The organism is Acinetobacter corruptisaponis, assembly GCF_030053775.1.
GTDB lineage: Bacteria > Pseudomonadota > Gammaproteobacteria > Pseudomonadales > Moraxellaceae > Acinetobacter > Acinetobacter corruptisaponis.
This window is the reverse complement of sequence record NZ_CP125669.1, coordinates 2,793,905-2,812,748: the sequence shown is the minus strand read 5'-3', so window position 1 is coordinate 2,812,748 and position 18,844 is coordinate 2,793,905. Positions and strand designations below refer to the sequence as shown.

Annotated in this window: 16 protein-coding genes; 15 read left to right on the top strand and 1 reads right to left on the bottom strand. The window is 43.2% G+C overall.

From position 1 onward, the window contains the following. Nucleotides 1-29: 29 nt before the first annotated feature. From QLH32_RS13425 to QLH32_RS13360, 14 genes are all read left to right on the top strand, one after another. Nucleotides 30-2,441 carry a TonB-dependent receptor domain-containing protein gene (locus tag QLH32_RS13425; RefSeq protein WP_283266599.1) on the top strand — a complete coding sequence of 804 codons (2,412 nt, stop codon included), beginning with the start codon at nt 30-32 and terminating at the stop codon, nt 2,439-2,441. A 470-nt stretch (nt 2,442-2,911) separates the two neighbouring features. Next, on the top strand, nt 2,912-5,239 hold the full coding sequence (locus QLH32_RS13420; protein ID WP_283266598.1) for a TonB-dependent receptor: 2,328 nt from the start codon (nt 2,912-2,914) through the stop codon (nt 5,237-5,239). Nucleotides 5,240-5,439: 200 nt separating this feature from the next. Next, on the top strand, nt 5,440-6,123 hold the full coding sequence (locus QLH32_RS13415; RefSeq protein ID WP_283266597.1) for a Fe2+-dependent dioxygenase: 684 nt from the start codon (nt 5,440-5,442) through the stop codon (nt 6,121-6,123). Further along, nucleotides 6,123-7,226: an alpha-hydroxy acid oxidase gene (locus QLH32_RS13410; protein WP_283266596.1), complete on the top strand. Its 1,104-nt coding sequence runs from the start codon at nt 6,123-6,125 to the stop codon at nt 7,224-7,226. Before QLH32_RS13415 ends, QLH32_RS13410 begins: the two co-directional genes overlap by 1 nt. A 404-nt stretch (nt 7,227-7,630) precedes the next feature. Beyond that, entirely contained in the window at nt 7,631-9,328 is a 1,698-nt protein-coding gene (leuA, locus tag QLH32_RS13405) for a 2-isopropylmalate synthase (RefSeq protein ID WP_279958568.1), read from the top strand. A gap of 81 nt (nt 9,329-9,409) precedes the next feature. Next, nucleotides 9,410-10,570 carry a homoserine O-succinyltransferase MetX gene (gene metX, locus QLH32_RS13400; RefSeq protein ID WP_283266595.1) on the top strand — a complete coding sequence of 387 codons (1,161 nt, stop codon included), beginning with the start codon at nt 9,410-9,412 and terminating at the stop codon, nt 10,568-10,570. Continuing rightward, complete coding sequence (gene metW, locus QLH32_RS13395; protein WP_267980634.1) at nt 10,570-11,163, top strand: methionine biosynthesis protein MetW; 594 nt, start codon at nt 10,570-10,572, stop codon at nt 11,161-11,163. The genes metX and metW overlap by 1 nt, the downstream gene beginning before the upstream one ends. Continuing rightward, nucleotides 11,160-11,747, top strand: coding sequence for a tetratricopeptide repeat protein (locus QLH32_RS13390; RefSeq protein WP_279958570.1), 588 nt, complete (start codon nt 11,160-11,162; stop codon nt 11,745-11,747). Before metW ends, QLH32_RS13390 begins: the two co-directional genes overlap by 4 nt. 72 nt (nt 11,748-11,819) lie before the next feature. Continuing rightward, nucleotides 11,820-12,524, top strand: coding sequence for an endonuclease/exonuclease/phosphatase family protein (locus QLH32_RS13385; protein ID WP_283266594.1), 705 nt, complete (start codon nt 11,820-11,822; stop codon nt 12,522-12,524). Between the two features lie 98 nt (nt 12,525-12,622). Further along, entirely contained in the window at nt 12,623-13,246 is a 624-nt protein-coding gene (gene rdgB / locus QLH32_RS13380; RefSeq protein ID WP_283269343.1) for an RdgB/HAM1 family non-canonical purine NTP pyrophosphatase, read from the top strand. Between the two features lie 166 nt (nt 13,247-13,412). Continuing rightward, entirely contained in the window at nt 13,413-13,628 is a 216-nt protein-coding gene (tatA, locus tag QLH32_RS13375; protein ID WP_151974925.1) for a Sec-independent protein translocase subunit TatA, read from the top strand. Between the two features lie 12 nt (nt 13,629-13,640). Next, nucleotides 13,641-14,081 carry a Sec-independent protein translocase protein TatB gene (gene tatB, locus QLH32_RS13370; RefSeq protein WP_283266593.1) on the top strand — a complete coding sequence of 147 codons (441 nt, stop codon included), beginning with the start codon at nt 13,641-13,643 and terminating at the stop codon, nt 14,079-14,081. Beyond that, entirely contained in the window at nt 14,078-14,848 is a 771-nt protein-coding gene (gene tatC / locus QLH32_RS13365) for a twin-arginine translocase subunit TatC (protein ID WP_267980640.1), read from the top strand. Before tatB ends, tatC begins: the two co-directional genes overlap by 4 nt. Before the next feature lie 201 nt (nt 14,849-15,049). Next, entirely contained in the window at nt 15,050-17,038 is a 1,989-nt protein-coding gene (locus QLH32_RS13360; RefSeq protein ID WP_283266592.1) for a PhoX family protein, read from the top strand. Nucleotides 17,039-17,081: 43 nt separating this feature from the next. On the opposite strand, the gene QLH32_RS13355 is transcribed toward QLH32_RS13360, so the two are convergent. Continuing rightward, the gene (locus tag QLH32_RS13355; protein ID WP_283266591.1) at nt 17,082-17,864 is read right to left on the bottom strand and encodes an NRDE family protein; all 783 of its coding nucleotides are present in this window, start codon (nt 17,862-17,864) and stop codon (nt 17,082-17,084) included. 121 nt (nt 17,865-17,985) lie between these two features. Between QLH32_RS13355 and lgt the strand changes: the two genes are divergently transcribed. Beyond that, nucleotides 17,986-18,798, top strand: coding sequence for a prolipoprotein diacylglyceryl transferase (gene lgt / locus QLH32_RS13350; protein WP_283266590.1), 813 nt, complete (start codon nt 17,986-17,988; stop codon nt 18,796-18,798). Nucleotides 18,799-18,844 lie beyond the last annotated feature (46 nt).

Below are 18,844 nucleotides of genomic sequence, written 5' to 3'. Positions count from 1 at the left end.
GATTTTTCTCCACTTTTGGACTGTTTATCATGCGTAAATTCAATCTGCACCCTTTAACGGCAGCCTTTATTGGTCTCGCCTCCAGTTCACTTTATGCAGCCGAAACGGAAGCTACCCATCAACTTTCCACCATTGTTGTGACAGCATCGGGTTTCGAGCAAAAAATTACAGACGCGCCAGCAAGTATTTCAGTCATCACCAAAGAAGAGCTGGAAAAAAAACCTTACATGACCCTACTGGACGCGGTTCGTGATCTTGAGGGGGTTGATATTGGTGAAACCCGTGACAAAACGGGACAAGGTACGATTTCCATGCGTGGAATGGGGGCCGACTACACCCTGATCCTGGTGGATGGTAAACGTCAGAACAATCACGGCGACATTTATCCAAACAACTTTGGCGGCAACCAGTTCAACCATATTCCACCACTGGATGCGATTGAACGTATTGAAGTGATTCGCGGTCCCGCATCAACACTTTATGGTGCAGACGCAATGGGTGGTGTGATCAACATCATCACCAAAAAAGTCACTGACAAATGGCAGGGATCGCTATCACACAGCCGCACTTATCAGACAGATGACAATTTCGGTGATGACATCACCACTGACTTTAATGTGATGGGACCTTTGATTGCCAATCAATTAGGTCTTACTTTGCGTGGTAGTTTTTATAACCGCATGGCATCGAATCCCACTTATACCCCTGTAACCTATCCGAATGGTGAAACACGTATCCGTGCACTTGGGTTCGGTAGTGGCGGTAAAACTGTCGATAATGAAAACTTATCACTGGGCGCAAAACTTTCATGGACACCAACAGACAACCAAAGCATCTCGTTTGAGATGGATACATCAAAGCAGGAATATGACAATGCGCCTCGCCTGAATGATTCAGGCACACAGGAATATCCTGTTGGTACAGTGGACAACATCGGCTCAGTCTGGTCAGCAGCTAACTTCTGTAAGGGTGCAACGGGCAATAACCAGAATGCCTGTACAGGTAATGGCGGAACTTGGGAGCGTCGTGCCAATCCACAGGTCGGTTATGCGGCAGACCAGAAGTTCACCCGTGACACCTGGTCCCTCACCCATGAGGGTGACTGGAACATCGGGAAGAGTTTTGTTTCCCTTGCTTATGTTGAGACCAATAATGATGGCCGTACCCTGCCATTTACCGTGGCTGAACGTACACAGCTATTGGCAATGATTGATGGAACGGGTGCTTATGCTGGAATGAGTGAGGCTGATCGCAAGAAACTGGCTGAGTCCACTTTCCTGCCCCGCAACAAGCGTGTGATGGAAAGTAACCAATATACCCTGGACGCCAAACTGGATATGCCATTTGACTTTTATGGTTCCCATAACACGATTGTGGGAACACAAATCGTTCGTGGTGAATTAAAAGATGGCGTGTTTGGTATGGAAAAAGGTACGCCAGGTGAAGTGCAGGAACACAATATGTGGTCATTGTTTGCCGAAGACACCTACCGCCTTATCGATCCCTTAGCCATCACCGCTGGCCTGCGTTACGACAATCATGAGATTTTTGGCAGCCAGGTCAGCCCTCGCCTCTATGGTGTGTATACCTTAAATGACCAACTCACCTTTAAGGGTGGAATCAGTACAGGCTATAAAACCCCAAAAACCTCTGACTTATATGATGGAATTAAAGGGTTTGGTGGTCAAGGAACTTCACCTATGTTCGGCAATCCAGACTTAAAGGCTGAAACCAGTCAGAGTTCTGAATTGGCGGTTTACTGGCAACATCCAGCAGGTCACAACCTGAATGCCACCATTTTCCACAATAAATTTGATGATAAAATTGCAGATCAGCCATGTGGAACAAATACAAACCTATCATGCGCACCATCAACTGAATATCGTGATTTAGGATATGACTCTGATTTTTCTGCAAATCCTACTCGTATAACCAACATTGATGAAGTGGTAATCCAGGGTCTTGAACTCGCGGGCCGCTATGAAATTCTGGACAACCTGTCTTTCCGTGCCAACTACACCTATACCGACAGTGAACAGAAAAGTGGTGCCAATAAGGGACGTCCTTTAGGCAACACTGCAAAACATATGGCAAACGCAACAATTGACTGGGCTGCCACCAATAATTTCAGCCTATTCCTAACCACAGAAGCCCGTTCTGACCGTTACCGCTCTTGGGATGCTGTCAACAACAAGCCTTTATATTTCAAAAACTATGAGGTTTTCCATTTAGGCGCATCATATAAAGCCAGTGATACAGTGACATTCAATGGTCGAGTCAACAACCTGTTTGACCGTGACTTTACCACTTATGACCTCAGCTTTACCGAATGTACCAGCGGCAGCACCTGTGTGGGTGGTTTCCAGCCAAGCTATCTAGATCATTACAACAACAAGGATAAGGCACGTAACTACTGGTTAAGTGTCAATGTGAAATTCTAAGTATCCTTAATTCACAAAGCGCTGCCTGAGGGTGGCGTTTTTTATTTATATGGGTTCAAATTGTTTTCCTCATGAGAAGTTTAACAATCTAGCCAGCATGCTACATCGGCATAGCCCAGCTAATTTAAAGGAACTTGATATCTTCAATATTTCTTTAAATTACTTACATAATTATTTGATTTTCATAATAATAAAGGATTTTTATTTTTACCTATCATTTTTTTCGTTTTTTTATAGAATTTGTATCGTTAATATCAATTTAATATAAAAAAATATACAAATCAATTTGTTAAATATATACCAACTTTTCTACGATAAATAAAAGCATTGATGGTGATAATAATTATCATTAGACTTCGCACAGATTGTTACATTGACTAACAATTTATCCACTTTTACTACAGTTTTGTAAAAGTTTTCTCAGGTTGAAAGTTCTGTCATTCGCCACTTCAATTTCAAGGGTTCTCTCAATGGCAAAGATCAAAAGTCGTAAACATCTTGGTACTACACAGTTAGTTGCACTTGCGGCAACCTTACCTTTGGCTGCACATGCCGCACCCGCAGAGGACAATGTTGCAAAACTTCCAACAATTGAAGTGAATGCAGAGAACAACTATAAGGCTGAATCCACTTCAACCAAAAGAACCGAATCACTTCTAAATACCGCAAAAACAACGCAAATCATTACTGCACAATCGTTGAAAGAACAAAACTTACTGTCTTTGCAGGATGCCTTGGCAACTACTCCTGGTATTAGCTTTGGTGCGGGTGAAGGTGGAGGCGGTTATGGAGATAAAATCAATCTACGTGGTTATGATGCCCAATCCAACATCACCATTGATGGTTTACGTGATGCTGCCGTTCAGACACGTTCAGATTTATTCAACTATGAAGCTGTGGAAATCACTAAAGGCGCCAACTCATCAGAAAGTGGTGTTGGACAGGTCAGTGGTGGTATCAACCTTGCTTCCAAGGCACCAAAAAATCGTGACTTTAATGAAGTGACCGTTGGTAAAGGCAGCGATGACTACACACGTATCACAGGAGACTTCAATAAAGTCCTTAGTGATGATGTTGCGGTACGTTTAAATGTGATGAACCATCAGGACACTTATGTTGGTCGTCCAGAAGAACGTAAACGCTGGGGATATGCCCCATCTATTACAGTAGGTATCAATGATACTACCCAGGCAACCTTATCTTACTTCCATCAGGAAGATGATAATGACCCACTATATGGCGTACCTTACTACAATGGTAAAGCCGTACCTGGTATCTCCACAGCAAACAACTATGGCTACCGTAATCTAGACAACCAAACGTCAGATACCGATATTACCACGTTAAAGGTAACTAGCGCTATTAGCGATATGTTTACCTTGAACTCAATCACCCGCTTTAGTGATATTACTCAGGACATGGTGGTTACCGCTCCACAGGGTACATATTGCCTGGCTAACGGTTTGTCACCAACTGGTTTTACTAATGACAACCAAACAGGTTATACAGATGCAAACTGTGGTAAAAAAGGCATTATTGGACAATACATTCCAAGCGGACCTCGTGGCTATCACCGTGAAACCAATACAAAACAGTTTTCCAATGATACCAACCTGATCAGCAAATTTAAGACGGGCATTCTTGAACATGCATTGGTAACGGGTGTGTCGTACAGCACTGAAGATTACGCTTTAAATGTTGGTGGCTATCTATATAACAGCAACGGCACGCCTTTAGCTAAGCCGAATATGGATGTTTATCATCCTGACAATTACTGGCATGGTGAAACCAACTACTTTGCCAACAGCACAGGTCTAGGCAAGCTTGATATTTATTCTGCTTATCTATTTGACACAATCAAGTTGGGTTCACAATTCCTTGTGAATGCTGGTGTACGCTTTGATCGTACCGAGGGTCAGTATGCAACCACATCAAGAGACAGCGTAACTGCTGATGATGTTAAAAAAGATCCTACTCTGGTTCAAGGTACACTGAAAAACACTTGGACAACCAACCCAGCTACCTCACAGGATAATAATCTCGTTTCATATAATCTGGGCCTTACTTATAAGCCTACGGAAAGTACAAGTTTATATGCAACGTATGCCAATGCCCAAAAACCAACGCAGAACTCTGCCAATGCTGGCTGTACAACAGGTACAACCTGTGACACCAAACCAGAAGAAGCTGTAAACTATGAGTTAGGTGCAAAATGGCAAATGAACCCGAACTTCCTGATCAACGCGGCTGTGTTCCGCAATGAGCAAAATAAAGTTCGTGTTGCAAGCGCAATTGCTGGCATGAATAATGTTCTTGATGGTAAAAACCATGTAGACGGCGTAGAAATCGGCGCGGCTGGCAACATCACACCACAATGGGGAATTTCTGCAAGCTTGGCTTATATGAAAGGTGAGTACGACCAGACCATTGCAAGCGCGGCAACGGCAACAGACTTTGCCAAAGGTGCAAAAATGACGAATGTGCCAGAATTATCTGGTGGCCTCTGGACAACTTATCAATTCAATGACCAGTGGCAGGTTGGTTATGGCTTGACATATCAGGGTAAAATGTATTTATCAAGTGTAACTGCAACAACCAACCTGATTCCTCAAGTACAATCAGAGGACTATCTGATCCATAATGCTTCTATAACCTATAGTTATAACAAAGACCTTAGCTTCCAGTTGATTGGTAAAAACTTAAGCGACAAGGAATACTATGCTCGTATCCGTAACAACGGTTGGGCTACTCCAGGTGAAGGTCGTCAAGGCGTATTCAATGTTAACTACAAATTCTAATTTGAGTTAAGCATTACCCAAAAACCCTAATTTCATATTAGGGTTTTTTTATTTGCCTTAAATCTACTGATTTTTATTATTTTAGGAACCCCAACCTCTCCTCATCATTGAATGACAATATCATTTTTAAAAAGCCAGAAACATGAGTAGAATGATTTTTATTCCCATCTAACTCACCTGATATAGAAAAGGTTATCACAATGTTACTACATGTCCCCAATGTTTTGAGTAAGGACCAAGTTCAATCTATTCGTCAGGCAATACAACAAGACAACCAATGGGTCTCTGGGAAAAAAACTGCGGGTAGTCAGGCCATTAAAATTAAAAATAATTTACAGATCGACATTGAAAGCGAGCTATATCAGCAACTCAGCCAATTCGTGATACAAAATATTAAGAAAAGCTTACTGGTTCAGTCGTTTGCCCTACCCAATGAAATACTTTTACCAATGTTTAACTGCTATCAGGATTCGGGGAACTATGGCAACCATGTCGACAACGCCATTCTTTATATGAATGAAAAAGGCAAAAATGTCAGAACCGATGTCTCAATGACAATCTTTTTATCAGAACCAGACGAATATGAAGGTGGTGAGCTGATTATTGAGGACACCTATGGTGCCCATGAAGTCAAGCTAGATGCAGGTGATGCGATTGTCTATCCTGCTACCAGTCTCCATCGGGTTGAACCCGTCACAAACGGCGCAAGAATTGCTGCTTTTACCTGGATTCAAAGTATGGTCAAAGATGACTGGCAACGAACTATGCTGTTTAATTTAGACATGACCATTTTAAAGCTCAGACAGCAGCTCGGAGATTCAGAGGAAGTTGTTGCGCTCACAAGTCATTACCACAATTTAGTAAGACAGTGGGGTGATTTGTAATGTCACAGCGTGTCCCTCTCCCACCTTTAAATGCGATTCCTGCACATCTTCAAACTGTGCTGGATTATCAGCAACAGGCGCCACAACACCTGACTGAAGAGGTCTGGTCATATCTGAATGGCGGTGCGATGCATGAAATCAGTGTGCAACAAAATATGCTGCAATTTCAGGATATTCAGTTAGTACCACGTCATTTAAATGATTTAACGCAAGGGCATACCCAGATCAATTTATTTGGCTGTGATTATCCACATCCCATTTTTCTTGCACCGATTGGTCATCAGGCTTTATTCCATCCACAGGCAGAAAAGGCTTCTGCCCTCGCGGCACAGGTCATGCACAGCAATATCGTGCTGAGCACCTTTAGCAATACCCATATGGGCGAGGCCAATCCTGAACATCCCTATAAATGGTTTCAACTGTATTGGCAGGGTTCACGGGAAAAATCCCTGCCCCTGATTCAACAGGCTGAACAGTATGGTTATCGTGCCCTGGTGATTACAGTTGATGCCCCGCATGTCGGAATACGCGATCGTGAACGGAAAATTGGCTTTCAGTTACCTGAAGACATGGTTCATCCACATACCCCAACCCACCTTGATTTTCCCAATGTATCCCCCTCTAAGCATCCGCTATTTCAGGGTCTAATGCAGGTTGCACCGAAATGGTCAGATATTGCATGGGTGATTGAAAATACGAAACTCCCTGTGATTCTTAAAGGCATTCTCCACCCAGCCGATCCACAAAAGGCACTGGATTATGGCGTTTCAGGCATTATTGTTTCCAATCATGGCGGACGCATTCTTGATACCAGCATTTCACCCCTGACTGCGTTACAGAAAATTCGGGCCGTTGTCCCAGCCAATTATCCAGTCTTACTGGATGGTGGGATTCGTCGTGGAACGGATATTTTTAAGGCGATTGCCTTGGGTGCAAATGCAGTGCTGGTGGGCCGCCCTTATATTTATGGCTTGGCAGTTGCGGGAGCTTTGGGTGCCGCCCATGTCATACGCATATTAAAGGAAGAGTTTGAAATCACCATGGTGCTGATGGGAACGGCAACCGTAAACGAGATCAACCAGGATTATATTTACCAAGATTGATTCATATTTCGGAAAATATTTTCCAATTTTTGCTATATGATGCAAAAAATAGGGAAATATTTTTTATCCATACACATTAAAATAGCAGCATAGACCTTTTGCTAAGGCTTGCATTTTCACCTAGACTGATTCTTGTCAGGTGATTAATATAGCTGCAAAACCGAATAACTCATTCTGTGAATGGTAGATGATGAAAACAAGTGATGACTTTATCCATCCGTCTTATTCAAAAAACCTCGCTGCCCTGCTGATGCTGCGCCTCGCGCGCGTATAAATTTTCTTGCCTGGTTTCAGGTACTTAAAACATATTCTCTTTAAATTAATTGTTATAGACACCATATATATTCGTAGCACGTTGCATTTATTTTGAAGCGGCAACACATGCTACAACAAGGAGTTATCTCATGATGTTGGCTGACCCAAGCAAAAAATACCGCCGTATGTATCAACGCGTGGATTTACCAGATCGTCAATGGCCGAACAATGAAATCAATCAGGCGCCAATCTGGATGAGTACCGATCTTCGTGATGGTAACCAGGCTATTTTTGAACCGATGAACATGGACCAGAAATTAAAAATGTTCCATATGTTGGTCAAAATTGGTTTTAAACATATTGAAATTGGTTTTCCATCGGCTTCACAAATTGATTTTGATTTTACTCAAAAATTAATTCAGGAGAATTTGATTCCTGATGATGTGTATATTGAAGTGTTGGTACAGGCCCGTGACCATTTGATCGAACGTACCTTTGAGTCTTTGGTTGGTGCAAAACGTGCGATTGTGCATATCTACAACTCAAACTCTCCGACTTTCCGTAAGAAAGTATTGAATGTCGATGCCAATGGTTCAAAACAGCTTGCCATCAATGCAGCCAACAAGGTCAAGGAATATGCGGCGCAATATCCTGCAACTGAATGGATATTCCAGTACAGCCCAGAATGTTTCTCTGCAACCGAATTGGAAGTTGCCAAAGATGTCTGTGATGCGGTTACTGAAATTTGGGAAGCGTCTCCAACCAACAAGGTGATCTTGAACTTGCCTGCCACGGTTGAGGTGTCTACACCAAATGTCTATGCCGACCAAATTGAGTGGATGCACCGCAACTTGGCGCGTCGTGATGGCGTGATCATTTCAGTTCACTGTCACAATGACCGTGGTTGTGGTATCGCTGCTTCTGAATTGGCAATCATGGCGGGTGCTGATCGTGTTGAAGGTTGCGTGTTTGGTAATGGTGAGCGTACGGGTAATGTTGACGTTGCCGCAATTGCCTTGAATATGTACACACAGGGTGTCGCACCAAACTTGGATTTCTCCAACATCAATGAAATCATTGCAACCGTTGAGGAATGTACGGGCTTGCCTGTGCACCCACGTCATCCATATGCAGGTGATTTAGTCTTTACCGCATTCTCTGGTTCACATCAGGATGCAATCAAGAAAGGCTTTGAGTTCCAGAAAAATGAAGAAATCTGGGATATGCCATACTTGCCAATCGACCCGAAAGACTTGGGCCGTGACTATGACGCAGTAATTCGTGTCAACAGTCAGTCTGGTAAGGGCGGTATTGCCTATTTGTTGGAGTCAAACTACAACGTGGCTTTACCGCGTCGTGTACAAATCGAGTTTAGCCAGATTGTACAGCAACATACTGATGAAAACGGTACAGAAATCAGCGCGCATCAAATTTGGGAATTATTCCAAAACACTTATGTTGATGTAAAAAATCGTCATTACCAAACCAAGCATTATCAATTGTCTGATATTAATGGTACGCAAATCATTGAACTGGACATTGAGATTGAGGGTGAAATCCAGCGCTTACGTGGTGAAGGCAATGGTCCAATCTCTGCCATGTTGAATGCATTACAGTTGCCAATTGATGTGGTGAACTATGAAGAGCGCAGCATCGGTTCGGGCGCAAATGCCAAGGCCCTTGCCTTGATTGAGCTTCAGGTCAAAGGCACAGGTAAGAGCGCATTTGGTGCAGGTGTACATGACAATATCGTCACCTCGTCCATTGAGGCAATTATTGCCTGTACCAACCGCTTGATTGAACAGGGTGTGTTGACGACGGAGCAAGTGGTTGCCGCAGCTGTTTAACGAAAACAATCATTTAAAAAGGATATCAGAGTTGGTATCCTTTTTATTATTGATAAAAGATTTATAGGACGAACGATTCCAGTGTCTTTTCCATCGGATTCTGTGGGCTTAGTCACTCCACAAAAATTTTCATTTGAAGCACCTTTAGAACTCGAGTGTGGGCGTATATTGCCCCGTTTTGATTTAATGGTTGAAACCTATGGAACACTCAATGCTGACAAATCCAATGCCATTCTCATTTGCCATGCATTGTCAGGACATCATCATGCCGCAGGTTATCATCACCAAGATGATAAAAAGGCGGGCTGGTGGGATGGTTGCATTGGGCCTGGAAAAGCCATTGATACCAACCATTTCTTTGTGGTGTCACTAAATAATATTGGCGGTTGTAACGGCTCTACAGGACCAACTTCTCCTAATCCTGAAAATGAAAACCGTCCTTACGGACCAGACTTTCCATTAGTGACCGTACGTGACTGGGTCAAAACCCAAGCCATGCTGTCTGACCGTTTGGGTATTGAGGTCTGGTTTGCCATTATTGGTGGTTCGCTGGGCGGTATGCAGGCCCTGCAATGGTCTCTGGACTATCCAGACCGCTTAAAGAAATGTGCCATTATCGCCAGCGCACCAAAACTTTCGGCACAAAATATTGCCTTTAATGAGGTTGCCCGTCAGTCAATTCTGTCTGATCCAGATTTCCATCATGGACGTTATCTGGAACATGACAGTTATCCAAAACGTGGCTTGATTCTGGCACGCATGGTGGGCCATATCACCTATCTATCCGAAGAAGCGATGAAACAAAAATTTGGTCGGGACTTAAAATCGGGCAAGTTTATGTACGGTTTTGATGTTGAATTTCAGGTTGAAAGCTATCTGCGTTACCAGGGCGAACAATTTAGCCGTAATTTTGATGCAAATACTTACTTGATTATGACCAAGGCATTGGATTATTTTGACCCCTCCCGTGAATATGAACACTCCCTGACCAAGGCCATGCGTCAACCGAAATGCCAGTTTCTGGTAATTTCATTTACCACCGACTGGCGCTTTAGTCCAAGCCGTTCGCAGGAACTGGTGGATGCCTTGCTTGACAATCATCAGCCTGTCAGCTACCTGGATATTGATGCTGAACAGGGTCATGACTCGTTCCTGTTCCCTATCCCCCTATATGTAAAAACATTACGGGCATTTTTAGGTGGAGCGCAACAGTTGCAATCGACCCGTTTGGAGAATATCTGATGCGTATAGATCAACGACTGGCTGAAAGATGGATTAAACCTGATTCCAGCGTACTGGATTTAGGCTGTGGTGATGGTGAATTACTGGCCCATATGAGCAAACAGCATAATATTCGTGCTTATGGATTAGAAATTGATCAAGAAAAGATTGCAATTGCCATCAGTCGGGGGTTAAATATTATTCAACAGGACTTAAACTTGGGGTTAAGTCGTTTTGCCGACCAGTCTTTTGACTCCGTGGTCATGGCACAGGCATTGCAGGCGGTCGATGCGCCCGATGTACTGCTCCGTGACATGGTGCGTGTTGGCAAGCAGGCAATCATTACTTTTCCAAACTTTGCATATTGGAAGACCCGATCTTTTTTAGCATTAAAAGGGAAAATGCCTGTTTCGGAAGCTTTACCATATATGTGGTATAACACGCCGAATATTCATTTATGTACTTTCCGTGACTTTGAAGCCTTATGTGCTGAGAATCGGATTAAAATTATTAATCGACTTGCCGTTAATGGTGACCAACAAGGTAGTATGCTTAGCAAGCATATGCCGAACCTATTTGGTGAAGTCGCAATTTATCGAGTGAGCGCTCTATGAAAAAGACATTAATCAGCACATTTTTATTTGGTCTGATCGGTATGCAGGCGCACGCTGACTATGTTGCCCAACCACAATCGGTTGCAACGCAGGCAGCACGGTATTCAGTGATGAGTGTCAGTGAATTACAAAGCGCAGCGAAAGCAGGTCAGGCAGGTGCACAGTTTTATTTAGCAACGCGTTACCAGTATGGTAAAGATGTTGCCAAAGATGAGAAACAGGCTTTCACACTGTTTAAGGCTGCGGCTGATCAAGGCTTGTCTGCTGCACAGCTCAATGTTGGGCGTATGTATGCTGATGGGATTGGCACACATAAAGATGAGGCTTTGGCACGCAAGTATTTTGAAAAGGCGGCCAGCAACGGTGACAACCGCGCCAGCTTCAACCTTGCAATGATGGAAGAGCAGAAGAAAAACTATGTGGGTGCTTATCAGTGGTATGAACTTTCAACCCGTGATGGCATGCTCGACACTAAAGTGATTAGCCTGTCTGAAGGCAAGAAAACTGCTTTGGCTGCCAACCTGACTCAGGAACAGATTCGTACAGCGCGTGACCGTGCAGATAAATGGATTCAGGCGCAATAATCTTTTTAGATCTATTGAATGATATAAAAACCGACTTGTGTGAGTCGGTTTTTTATTTAAGGAAATTAAAGTTTGAAAATATTAACATGGAATTGCAACGGGGCTTTTAGAAAGAAAATCGAGTTTCTTCAACAAATTGAAGCAGACATCTACATCATTCAAGAATGTGAAAATCAACAACAGTCCAAAGGTGCTTATGAAGCATGGTTACCAAATTTAATTTGGAAAGGTAATAATAAAAATAAAGGATTAGGAGTCTTTGCTAGAGAAGACTATAAATTAGAGCAATTGTATTGGGAGGATTTCGAATTAGAATTATTTTTACCAATAAGAGTTAATGATAATTTCCAGCTCTTAGCTGCTTGGACTAAATATGCCAATTCCCCTACATTTCAATACATTGGGCAACTTTGGAAATATTTACAATTACATAAAGAGCTAATAAAAGTACAACCTACTCTTATTTGTGGCGATTTAAATAGTAACGCTCAATGGGATGTATGGGATCGCTGGTGGAATCACAGTGATGTAGTAAATCAATTACAAGCAATGAATATTCATAGCCTTTACCATGAGTTATCAAATGAAGAGCAGGGAAAAGAGACACTTCCCACATTTTTTATGAATAGAAATCATGAAAAAAACTATCATATTGACTACTTATTTTGTCATCGTAATTTATTCTCTAAGAATAACTCATCTTTTAAAATTTTCGATAAATATGAATGGCTTAACTACAGTGATCATATTCCTCTACTTTTTGAAATTAATATCTAAACTTGTTGAACATTTACCGAAAATAAATAGTGACTCTCTACTCTATTCTATAAAAACACCCTAAAATTCTACTCAATCTAAGCTAGTCTAAAATGAATATGTCTACTCCTCACTGGTTCAATCAAGGCAGTCTTGTCCTGGCAAGTAATAACAAAGGTAAAGTTGCGGAATTTGAACATCTTTTTCAGCAACTCAATCTGCCTGTTGAAATTATTCCCCAAGGAAAACTCAACATTGAAGATGCCATCGAAGATGGTTTGAGCTTTGTGGAAAATGCCATTATCAAGGCACGTCATGCTTCCAAAATTTCGGGTAAACCTGCAATTGCTGATGATTCAGGTTTATGTGTGCCGATTTTAGGTGGTGCACCTGGCATTTACTCCGCACGTTATGCAGGCGAACATGGCAATGACGCTGCCAATAACCAGAAGCTTTTGGCTGACCTTGTACCATTCCGCAAAGAGAGTGAAGCAATTGAGGGTATGTTTGTCTGTGTTCTGGCGCTGGTGACTCATGCAGAAGACCCACTGCCACAAATCTTTCAGGGCATCTGGAAAGGTGAGATTTTAGAAGTTGCCCGTGGAGAAAATGGTTTTGGCTATGATCCCCTATTTTGGCTGCCTGAACTCAATCTTTCCAGTGCGGAACTCAGCAAGGAAGAGAAAAGTAAAATCAGCCACCGTGGTCAGGCAATGCAATTATTTAAAGCGAGTTTAATCTAATTTCTACAGAAGCCTGAACCGCATATTCAGGCTTCTTTCTCCTCATTCATTCCCTTTCTTATAAAATCATTTTGCATCATTCTTGTCGCAAAACTGCAATATAAGTGTCACATCCCTGTCATGCCAAACTGTTGAGATATATCCAAAGTTTTAGAGGAATATCATTATGGCGGGTTTATCAATTTGGCATGTGCTGATTTTTGCAATTGTGGTCATTTTACTGTTTGGTACATCAAAGCTTAAAAATCTCGGCAAAGATGTGGGCGGTGCAGTCAAGGACTTTAAAAAATCAATGAAAGAAGATGAGGCTGCGGCATCCTTAAATGAACCTCGCACCATTGATGCCCAGGTTAAAAATACTGAAAGCTCAGTTAAAAGCTAAGCGAGCGTCACTATGCTGAATTTGGGAATGACCGAGATATTTTGCTTTGCCGTGATTGCATTGCTGGTGCTCGGTCCTGAAAAACTCCCTGAAGCTGCACGTTTTGTGGCGAAGTGGTATGGAAAAATCAAGAAGTTTATCAACAACATTCAGAATGAGATTGATCGTGAGCTAAAACTTTCCGAGTTTCGGGAAGAAATGCAAAAAGAGATTGAGAAAATTACCGAACTCGAACGCAGAATGCAAAAACAGCTGGATGAGCTAAAAAATACTCAGGCAGCAACTGAACCTGATCAGGCAGAACACAAAGCCAAAAGCCCAGCACAATACACGCCTCACTCCAGGCAGGCTGTTCTCCCTTTCAGTATTCAATATCAAGCATTATTGGCTCAACAGCCTGAGTCAAATCAATCGACCAATACCTTTGAAACAGAATTAAAGATTGCCGTATGAGCCAGTTGCCCTCCACTTCAGTCAGTGCTGAAAACCTCGAACAAATGCCTGTGATGCAGCATTTGATTGTGTTGCGCCAATACCTGTTTAAGATCGTTGGCGTGACGATTTTTCTATTTTTCTGTTTATTGCCATTTAGAAATCAAACCTATCAATGGCTGTCTGAACCGCTAAGGCAGCAATTGCCAGCCACTTCAACCATGATCGCCACAGATGTCACCGCGACATTTATGGCCCCCTTTAAGCTAAACCTGTTTGTCGCTTTTATGCTGGCAATGCCCTACATCATTTATCAGGTTTGGTCATTTATCAGGCCTGCGCTATATGAGAAAGAACGCCACTTAGCCATTCCCCTGTTATTGGGCAGTATTGTGCTGTTCTATTTAGGGGTGGCTTTTGCCTATTTCATTACCTTGCCAGCCATTCTGCATTTCTTTATTAGCGTATCGCCTGAAACTGTAGCACCCATGACAGATATCAATAGTTATTTGAGTTTCTGTCTAAAGCTATTTCTGGTATTTGGTTTCACCTTTGAAATTCCAATTATTACTTTAGTGTTGATTTTAATTGGTGTAGTCAGTACGCAAAGCCTGATTGAAAAAAGACGTTTTATTGTGGTGGGCTGCTTTTTTATTGCCATGTTTGTGACCCCGCCCGATGCCTTGTCGATGATCATGCTGGCTGTACCGATGTGGATGCTGTTCGAGTTAGGACTCCTGTTAGGAAAGTTACTGGAAAAACGCAAACTTGAAAATGAAAATAGCTAAAAGAATAGCTTTTACCTGAGATAAAAATACCACAAGAATCGAGGCCTATCATTGGCCTCATTTTTATTGCAGTTTTATATTATTTTGATTTCACATAGAAAAGTGTCTTTAAACTGCCTTAAAAGTGTCAAAAAAATGTCATCTGTCATTCATAGAATCTATCAGGACTTATTTACCATTAATTAAAGATACGGATTTATTATGACAGCCAATACCAATCAGCCAAGTCGTCGTGATATTTTAAAATGGTTCGCGGGTGTTCCGTTTTTACCATTGGGGGCAATGAGCACAGCAGCCGTGTTAACGGGTTGCAATGATGATGACAATAATGTTGTTACCCCGCCTAAACTGGCCAAATTCAAGAATGCCAAATTCACCCCAATGGCGGCACCATCAACCACAGCGGACATGGCCACCACGTCGGTCAAGTCAGGCCTCACCATTACCTGGGATGACAATACAACCACCGAGTACAAACTGGGTTATCAGGAGTTTTTCCGTACAGGTACGGAAGTTGACAACATTGATGGTGGCAAGATTATTGCGGGTAGTTACTACGATATTAACAACCAGCCAATCAAGGACAGCTCTGTTCCAGCACAGACACGCCAGTTCTTCTCTGACTCTCCTGATGGTTCATCGCTGATTTATCTTGAGGGTGCAAGTGTTTCAGGCGTAACCAATCCTGTATTCCATGTGGTTCAGTTTGAATACACGACTAAAAACCTAGCAAATCAAAGCATGTATGGCAAGTTGCCATCGCCAATTGCGGTGCTTACGCTGGATCAGGACCAAAAGACAGGTCATTTGGCATTGAAAAAATACCACAACGTCGATATGTCTAAAGTGCATGGTCTATGGATTACCTGTGGTGCAAGCCTTTCTCCGTGGAACACCCACCTTTCAAGTGAAGAATATGAACCCGATGCCTTTGACCAGATCGGTTCAGACCTCGCCATGCTCAAAGCCTACAGTAAAAACCTGTATGGCAATGAAACCACGGCGAATGTGTATAACTATGGTCATCTGCCAGAAATCATCCTGGATGGTAAGGGACGTGCAAAGGCGGTTAAACATTACTGTCTGGGCCGTATCTCGCACGAACTGATTCAAGTGATGCCAGACAACCGTACCGTGATCATGGGGGATGACTTTACCAATGGCGGTTTCTTCATGTTCATTGCGGATAAGGAAAAAGACCTATCTGCGGGAACATTGTATGTGGCCAAGTACACCTCTGAGCTAAACGAGAGCTCTACCGCTGCCATCAAGTGGATCAAGCTCGGTCAGACCAACAGCAAGACCATTGAAGATTTGGTCAATGTCCGTGGCATCAAGGCTGAACACATCATGGAAAGCCTGAAAGCTGAGCCTGCTGATGCAACAGGCTATACCAAGATTGTGCTGGATGGAAAATCACTCTGGGTAAAACTCAAGGAAGCCAACAACGGCTTTAGCAAGGCTGAGATTGAACTGGCTGCCGCGTTCCTTGAAACCCACCGTTATGCGGCGTTGAAAGGCGGTAGTATGGCATTTACCAAGATGGAAGGCACCACAGTCAATATCAAGGATAAAGTGGCTTATTCCGCGCTGGCAAATATTCAGGATTCCATGATTGGTGGAAATTCAGCTTGGGTTGAGTCATACAACGTGAAATTCAAGAAAACCATTAAGGCAGGTGGCGTGCTTGCCCATGACCTTAAAGGCAGTCAGGTTGACCAGCAGAATGGCGTGATCAACAGTGAATGGGTGCCTGCCCAAAGCCATATGTTGCTGATTGGTACAGACATTGCGGAAGATGCATTGAAAAACACCGCTGATCCAAACAACATTGCCAGCCCAGACAACCTGAAATTCTCTGAAACATTGCGTACCCTGTTTATTGGTGAAGATAGTGGCAACCATACTAATAACTTCCTATGGGCATACAATGTCGATAACAAGACGCTGGACCGTATTCTTTCCACCCCAGCAGGTGCGGAGTCAACAGGTTTACATGCGGTGGATTCGGTCAACGGCTGGACCTATATCATGAGCAATTTCCAGCATCCAGGCGACAGCTCAAAGATTCCAGCAGATGTAAAAACAGCGGTGCTAAACAACTATAACAATGGTTTTAGTGCATGTGTTGGCTATATCACGGCGGATGTGTTGCCATCAGTTGAGAAAAAGGCTGCAACTACAAAGTAAGCCAGATTGTTCAATGCAAATGCCGACCTTATGTCGGCATTTGTTATTTCAGTAAGTCAATCTTCATTTCCACAGTATTTCCCTGATCTTCACCCTGTTGTGACTTTTCCAGCCACTGCCATTGCTCAGATGTAAGCCTTAAAAAATTTGAACAGCGTGTCCCATAAATCGGGCTTTGGATAAAAGTCGAGGACAGCAACGCTTCCATTTCCTGACTAATACCTGTATCTGGCAATAGGTTTGGGATGATTTTCCGCTCATCCTCCAGAATATCCCAAACCGCAGACTCCAAATCCAATTCTGCGACTTGGGGTTGCTGTAGCATGGGTAAAAACTCTTGGGTAAAGCGTTTACGCAAATGTCTGGTTTTCTGCCAGTCCTCAGACATTAAACCATTTGAGACGACATAGACACCATTGGCCAGAACCTGTGGCGCTTCACCACGATTGCTCATATACACCGCCTGTTCACGATCACCCACAAACAGGTTAAAGCCCGCATAGTCCTGCTGCTTCTGTTCCAGCATTTGCGCAAAACGGATTGGAGCCAAATCACTTTCCAGAAAGTCCTGAATCAGGTGTCCGCGTGAAGTGCTGTACTGGTTCTTGTCCCGACCATTGCGGAAGTTGGTCACAATCGCCCAGCGACCTGATGCGGTCACGCCCATCCATGTTCCACCCGACTGCAAGTCCTGCCCTGCCACAATCGGACAGTTTTCCCATTGATGCAGAGGAGCACTGGGACGATGGTAAAACTCATCACGGTTTGAAATGAGGCAAAGTGGCATCTCATCCAGCACATGCCATGCAAAAGCGACAATACACATTGATCCTGTTTTCACTCATTTAGCGTCTGTTGACTTTCACATTGAATGTACAACATTTTTCACATCATTCCGCTACAATCTGCTCAAAACTTAATTTCAAATTCTAAATTGAGGAACAGCGATGCTGACCTATCCAAATATTGATCCAGTGGCACTGAGTTTAGGGCCAGTCAAGGTACACTGGTACGGATTGATGTATCTCTTGGCATTTCTATGTGCATGGGGCTTGGCATCTTACCGAGCCAAACAGCGTGATGGCTGGACAGCTGACATGGTGTCCGACCTGGTCTTCTACGGCGCTTTGGGTGTGGTGCTGGGTGGTCGGGTGGGCTATGTCCTGTTTTATGAGTTCGGCAAGTTTCTGGAAAACCCACTGTGGTTGTTTCAGGTCTGGACTGGGGGCATGAGCTTCCACGGTGGCTTCCTTGGTGTGATGATCGCCATGCTGTTCTGGTGTCGGAAATACCAAAAAACATGGTTTCAAACACTGGACTTTATTGCACCCTGTGTACCCACAGGCCTGATGTTCGGTCGTATCGGCAACTTTATTGGGGGCGAGCTTTATGGCCGTCAGGTAACCAATCTTGATTATCCTTTTGGCATGATTTTCCCAACAGACCCATTGGGTCTGGTTCGTCACCCTTCACAGATTTATCAGGCACTATGTGAGGGCCTCATCCTGTTTATCGTATTGTGGTGGTTTAGTTCAAAACCACGCCCGCGTATGGCAGTGTCAGCCCTGTTCCTGATCGGTTACGGCGTGGCACGTTTCTTTATGGAGTTTTTCCGCCAGCCCGATGCGGATCAGGGCTTTATCCTGTTTGGCTGGATGACCAAGGGTCAGATTCTAACTGTACCAATGCTGCTGATTGGTCTATGGATGATGTGGTATGCCTACCGTAGAAAAATCTATGACTGGCAAATAACCAAATAAAAATGATGGGAGCTAATGCTCCCATTTTTATTTTTAAAATTGTCAT

Coding starts and splice junctions, on each gene's coding strand:
- QLH32_RS13425 (WP_283266599.1), top strand. CDS start 30: ATGCGTAAATTCAATCTGCACCCTTTAACGGCAGCCTTTATTGGTCTC.
- QLH32_RS13420 (WP_283266598.1), top strand. CDS start 2,912: ATGGCAAAGATCAAAAGTCGTAAACATCTTGGTACTACACAGTTAGTT.
- QLH32_RS13415 (WP_283266597.1), top strand. CDS start 5,440: ATGTTACTACATGTCCCCAATGTTTTGAGTAAGGACCAAGTTCAATCT.
- QLH32_RS13410 (WP_283266596.1), top strand. CDS start 6,123: ATGTCACAGCGTGTCCCTCTCCCACCTTTAAATGCGATTCCTGCACAT.
- leuA (WP_279958568.1), top strand. CDS start 7,631: ATGATGTTGGCTGACCCAAGCAAAAAATACCGCCGTATGTATCAACGC.
- metW (WP_267980634.1), top strand. CDS start 10,570: ATGCGTATAGATCAACGACTGGCTGAAAGATGGATTAAACCTGATTCC.
- QLH32_RS13390 (WP_279958570.1), top strand. CDS start 11,160: ATGAAAAAGACATTAATCAGCACATTTTTATTTGGTCTGATCGGTATG.
- rdgB (WP_283269343.1), top strand. CDS start 12,623: ATGTCTACTCCTCACTGGTTCAATCAAGGCAGTCTTGTCCTGGCAAGT.
- tatA (WP_151974925.1), top strand. CDS start 13,413: ATGGCGGGTTTATCAATTTGGCATGTGCTGATTTTTGCAATTGTGGTC.
- tatB (WP_283266593.1), top strand. CDS start 13,641: ATGCTGAATTTGGGAATGACCGAGATATTTTGCTTTGCCGTGATTGCA.
- tatC (WP_267980640.1), top strand. CDS start 14,078: ATGAGCCAGTTGCCCTCCACTTCAGTCAGTGCTGAAAACCTCGAACAA.
- QLH32_RS13360 (WP_283266592.1), top strand. CDS start 15,050: ATGACAGCCAATACCAATCAGCCAAGTCGTCGTGATATTTTAAAATGG.
- QLH32_RS13355 (WP_283266591.1), bottom strand. CDS start 17,864: ATGTGTATTGTCGCTTTTGCATGGCATGTGCTGGATGAGATGCCACTT.
- lgt (WP_283266590.1), top strand. CDS start 17,986: ATGCTGACCTATCCAAATATTGATCCAGTGGCACTGAGTTTAGGGCCA.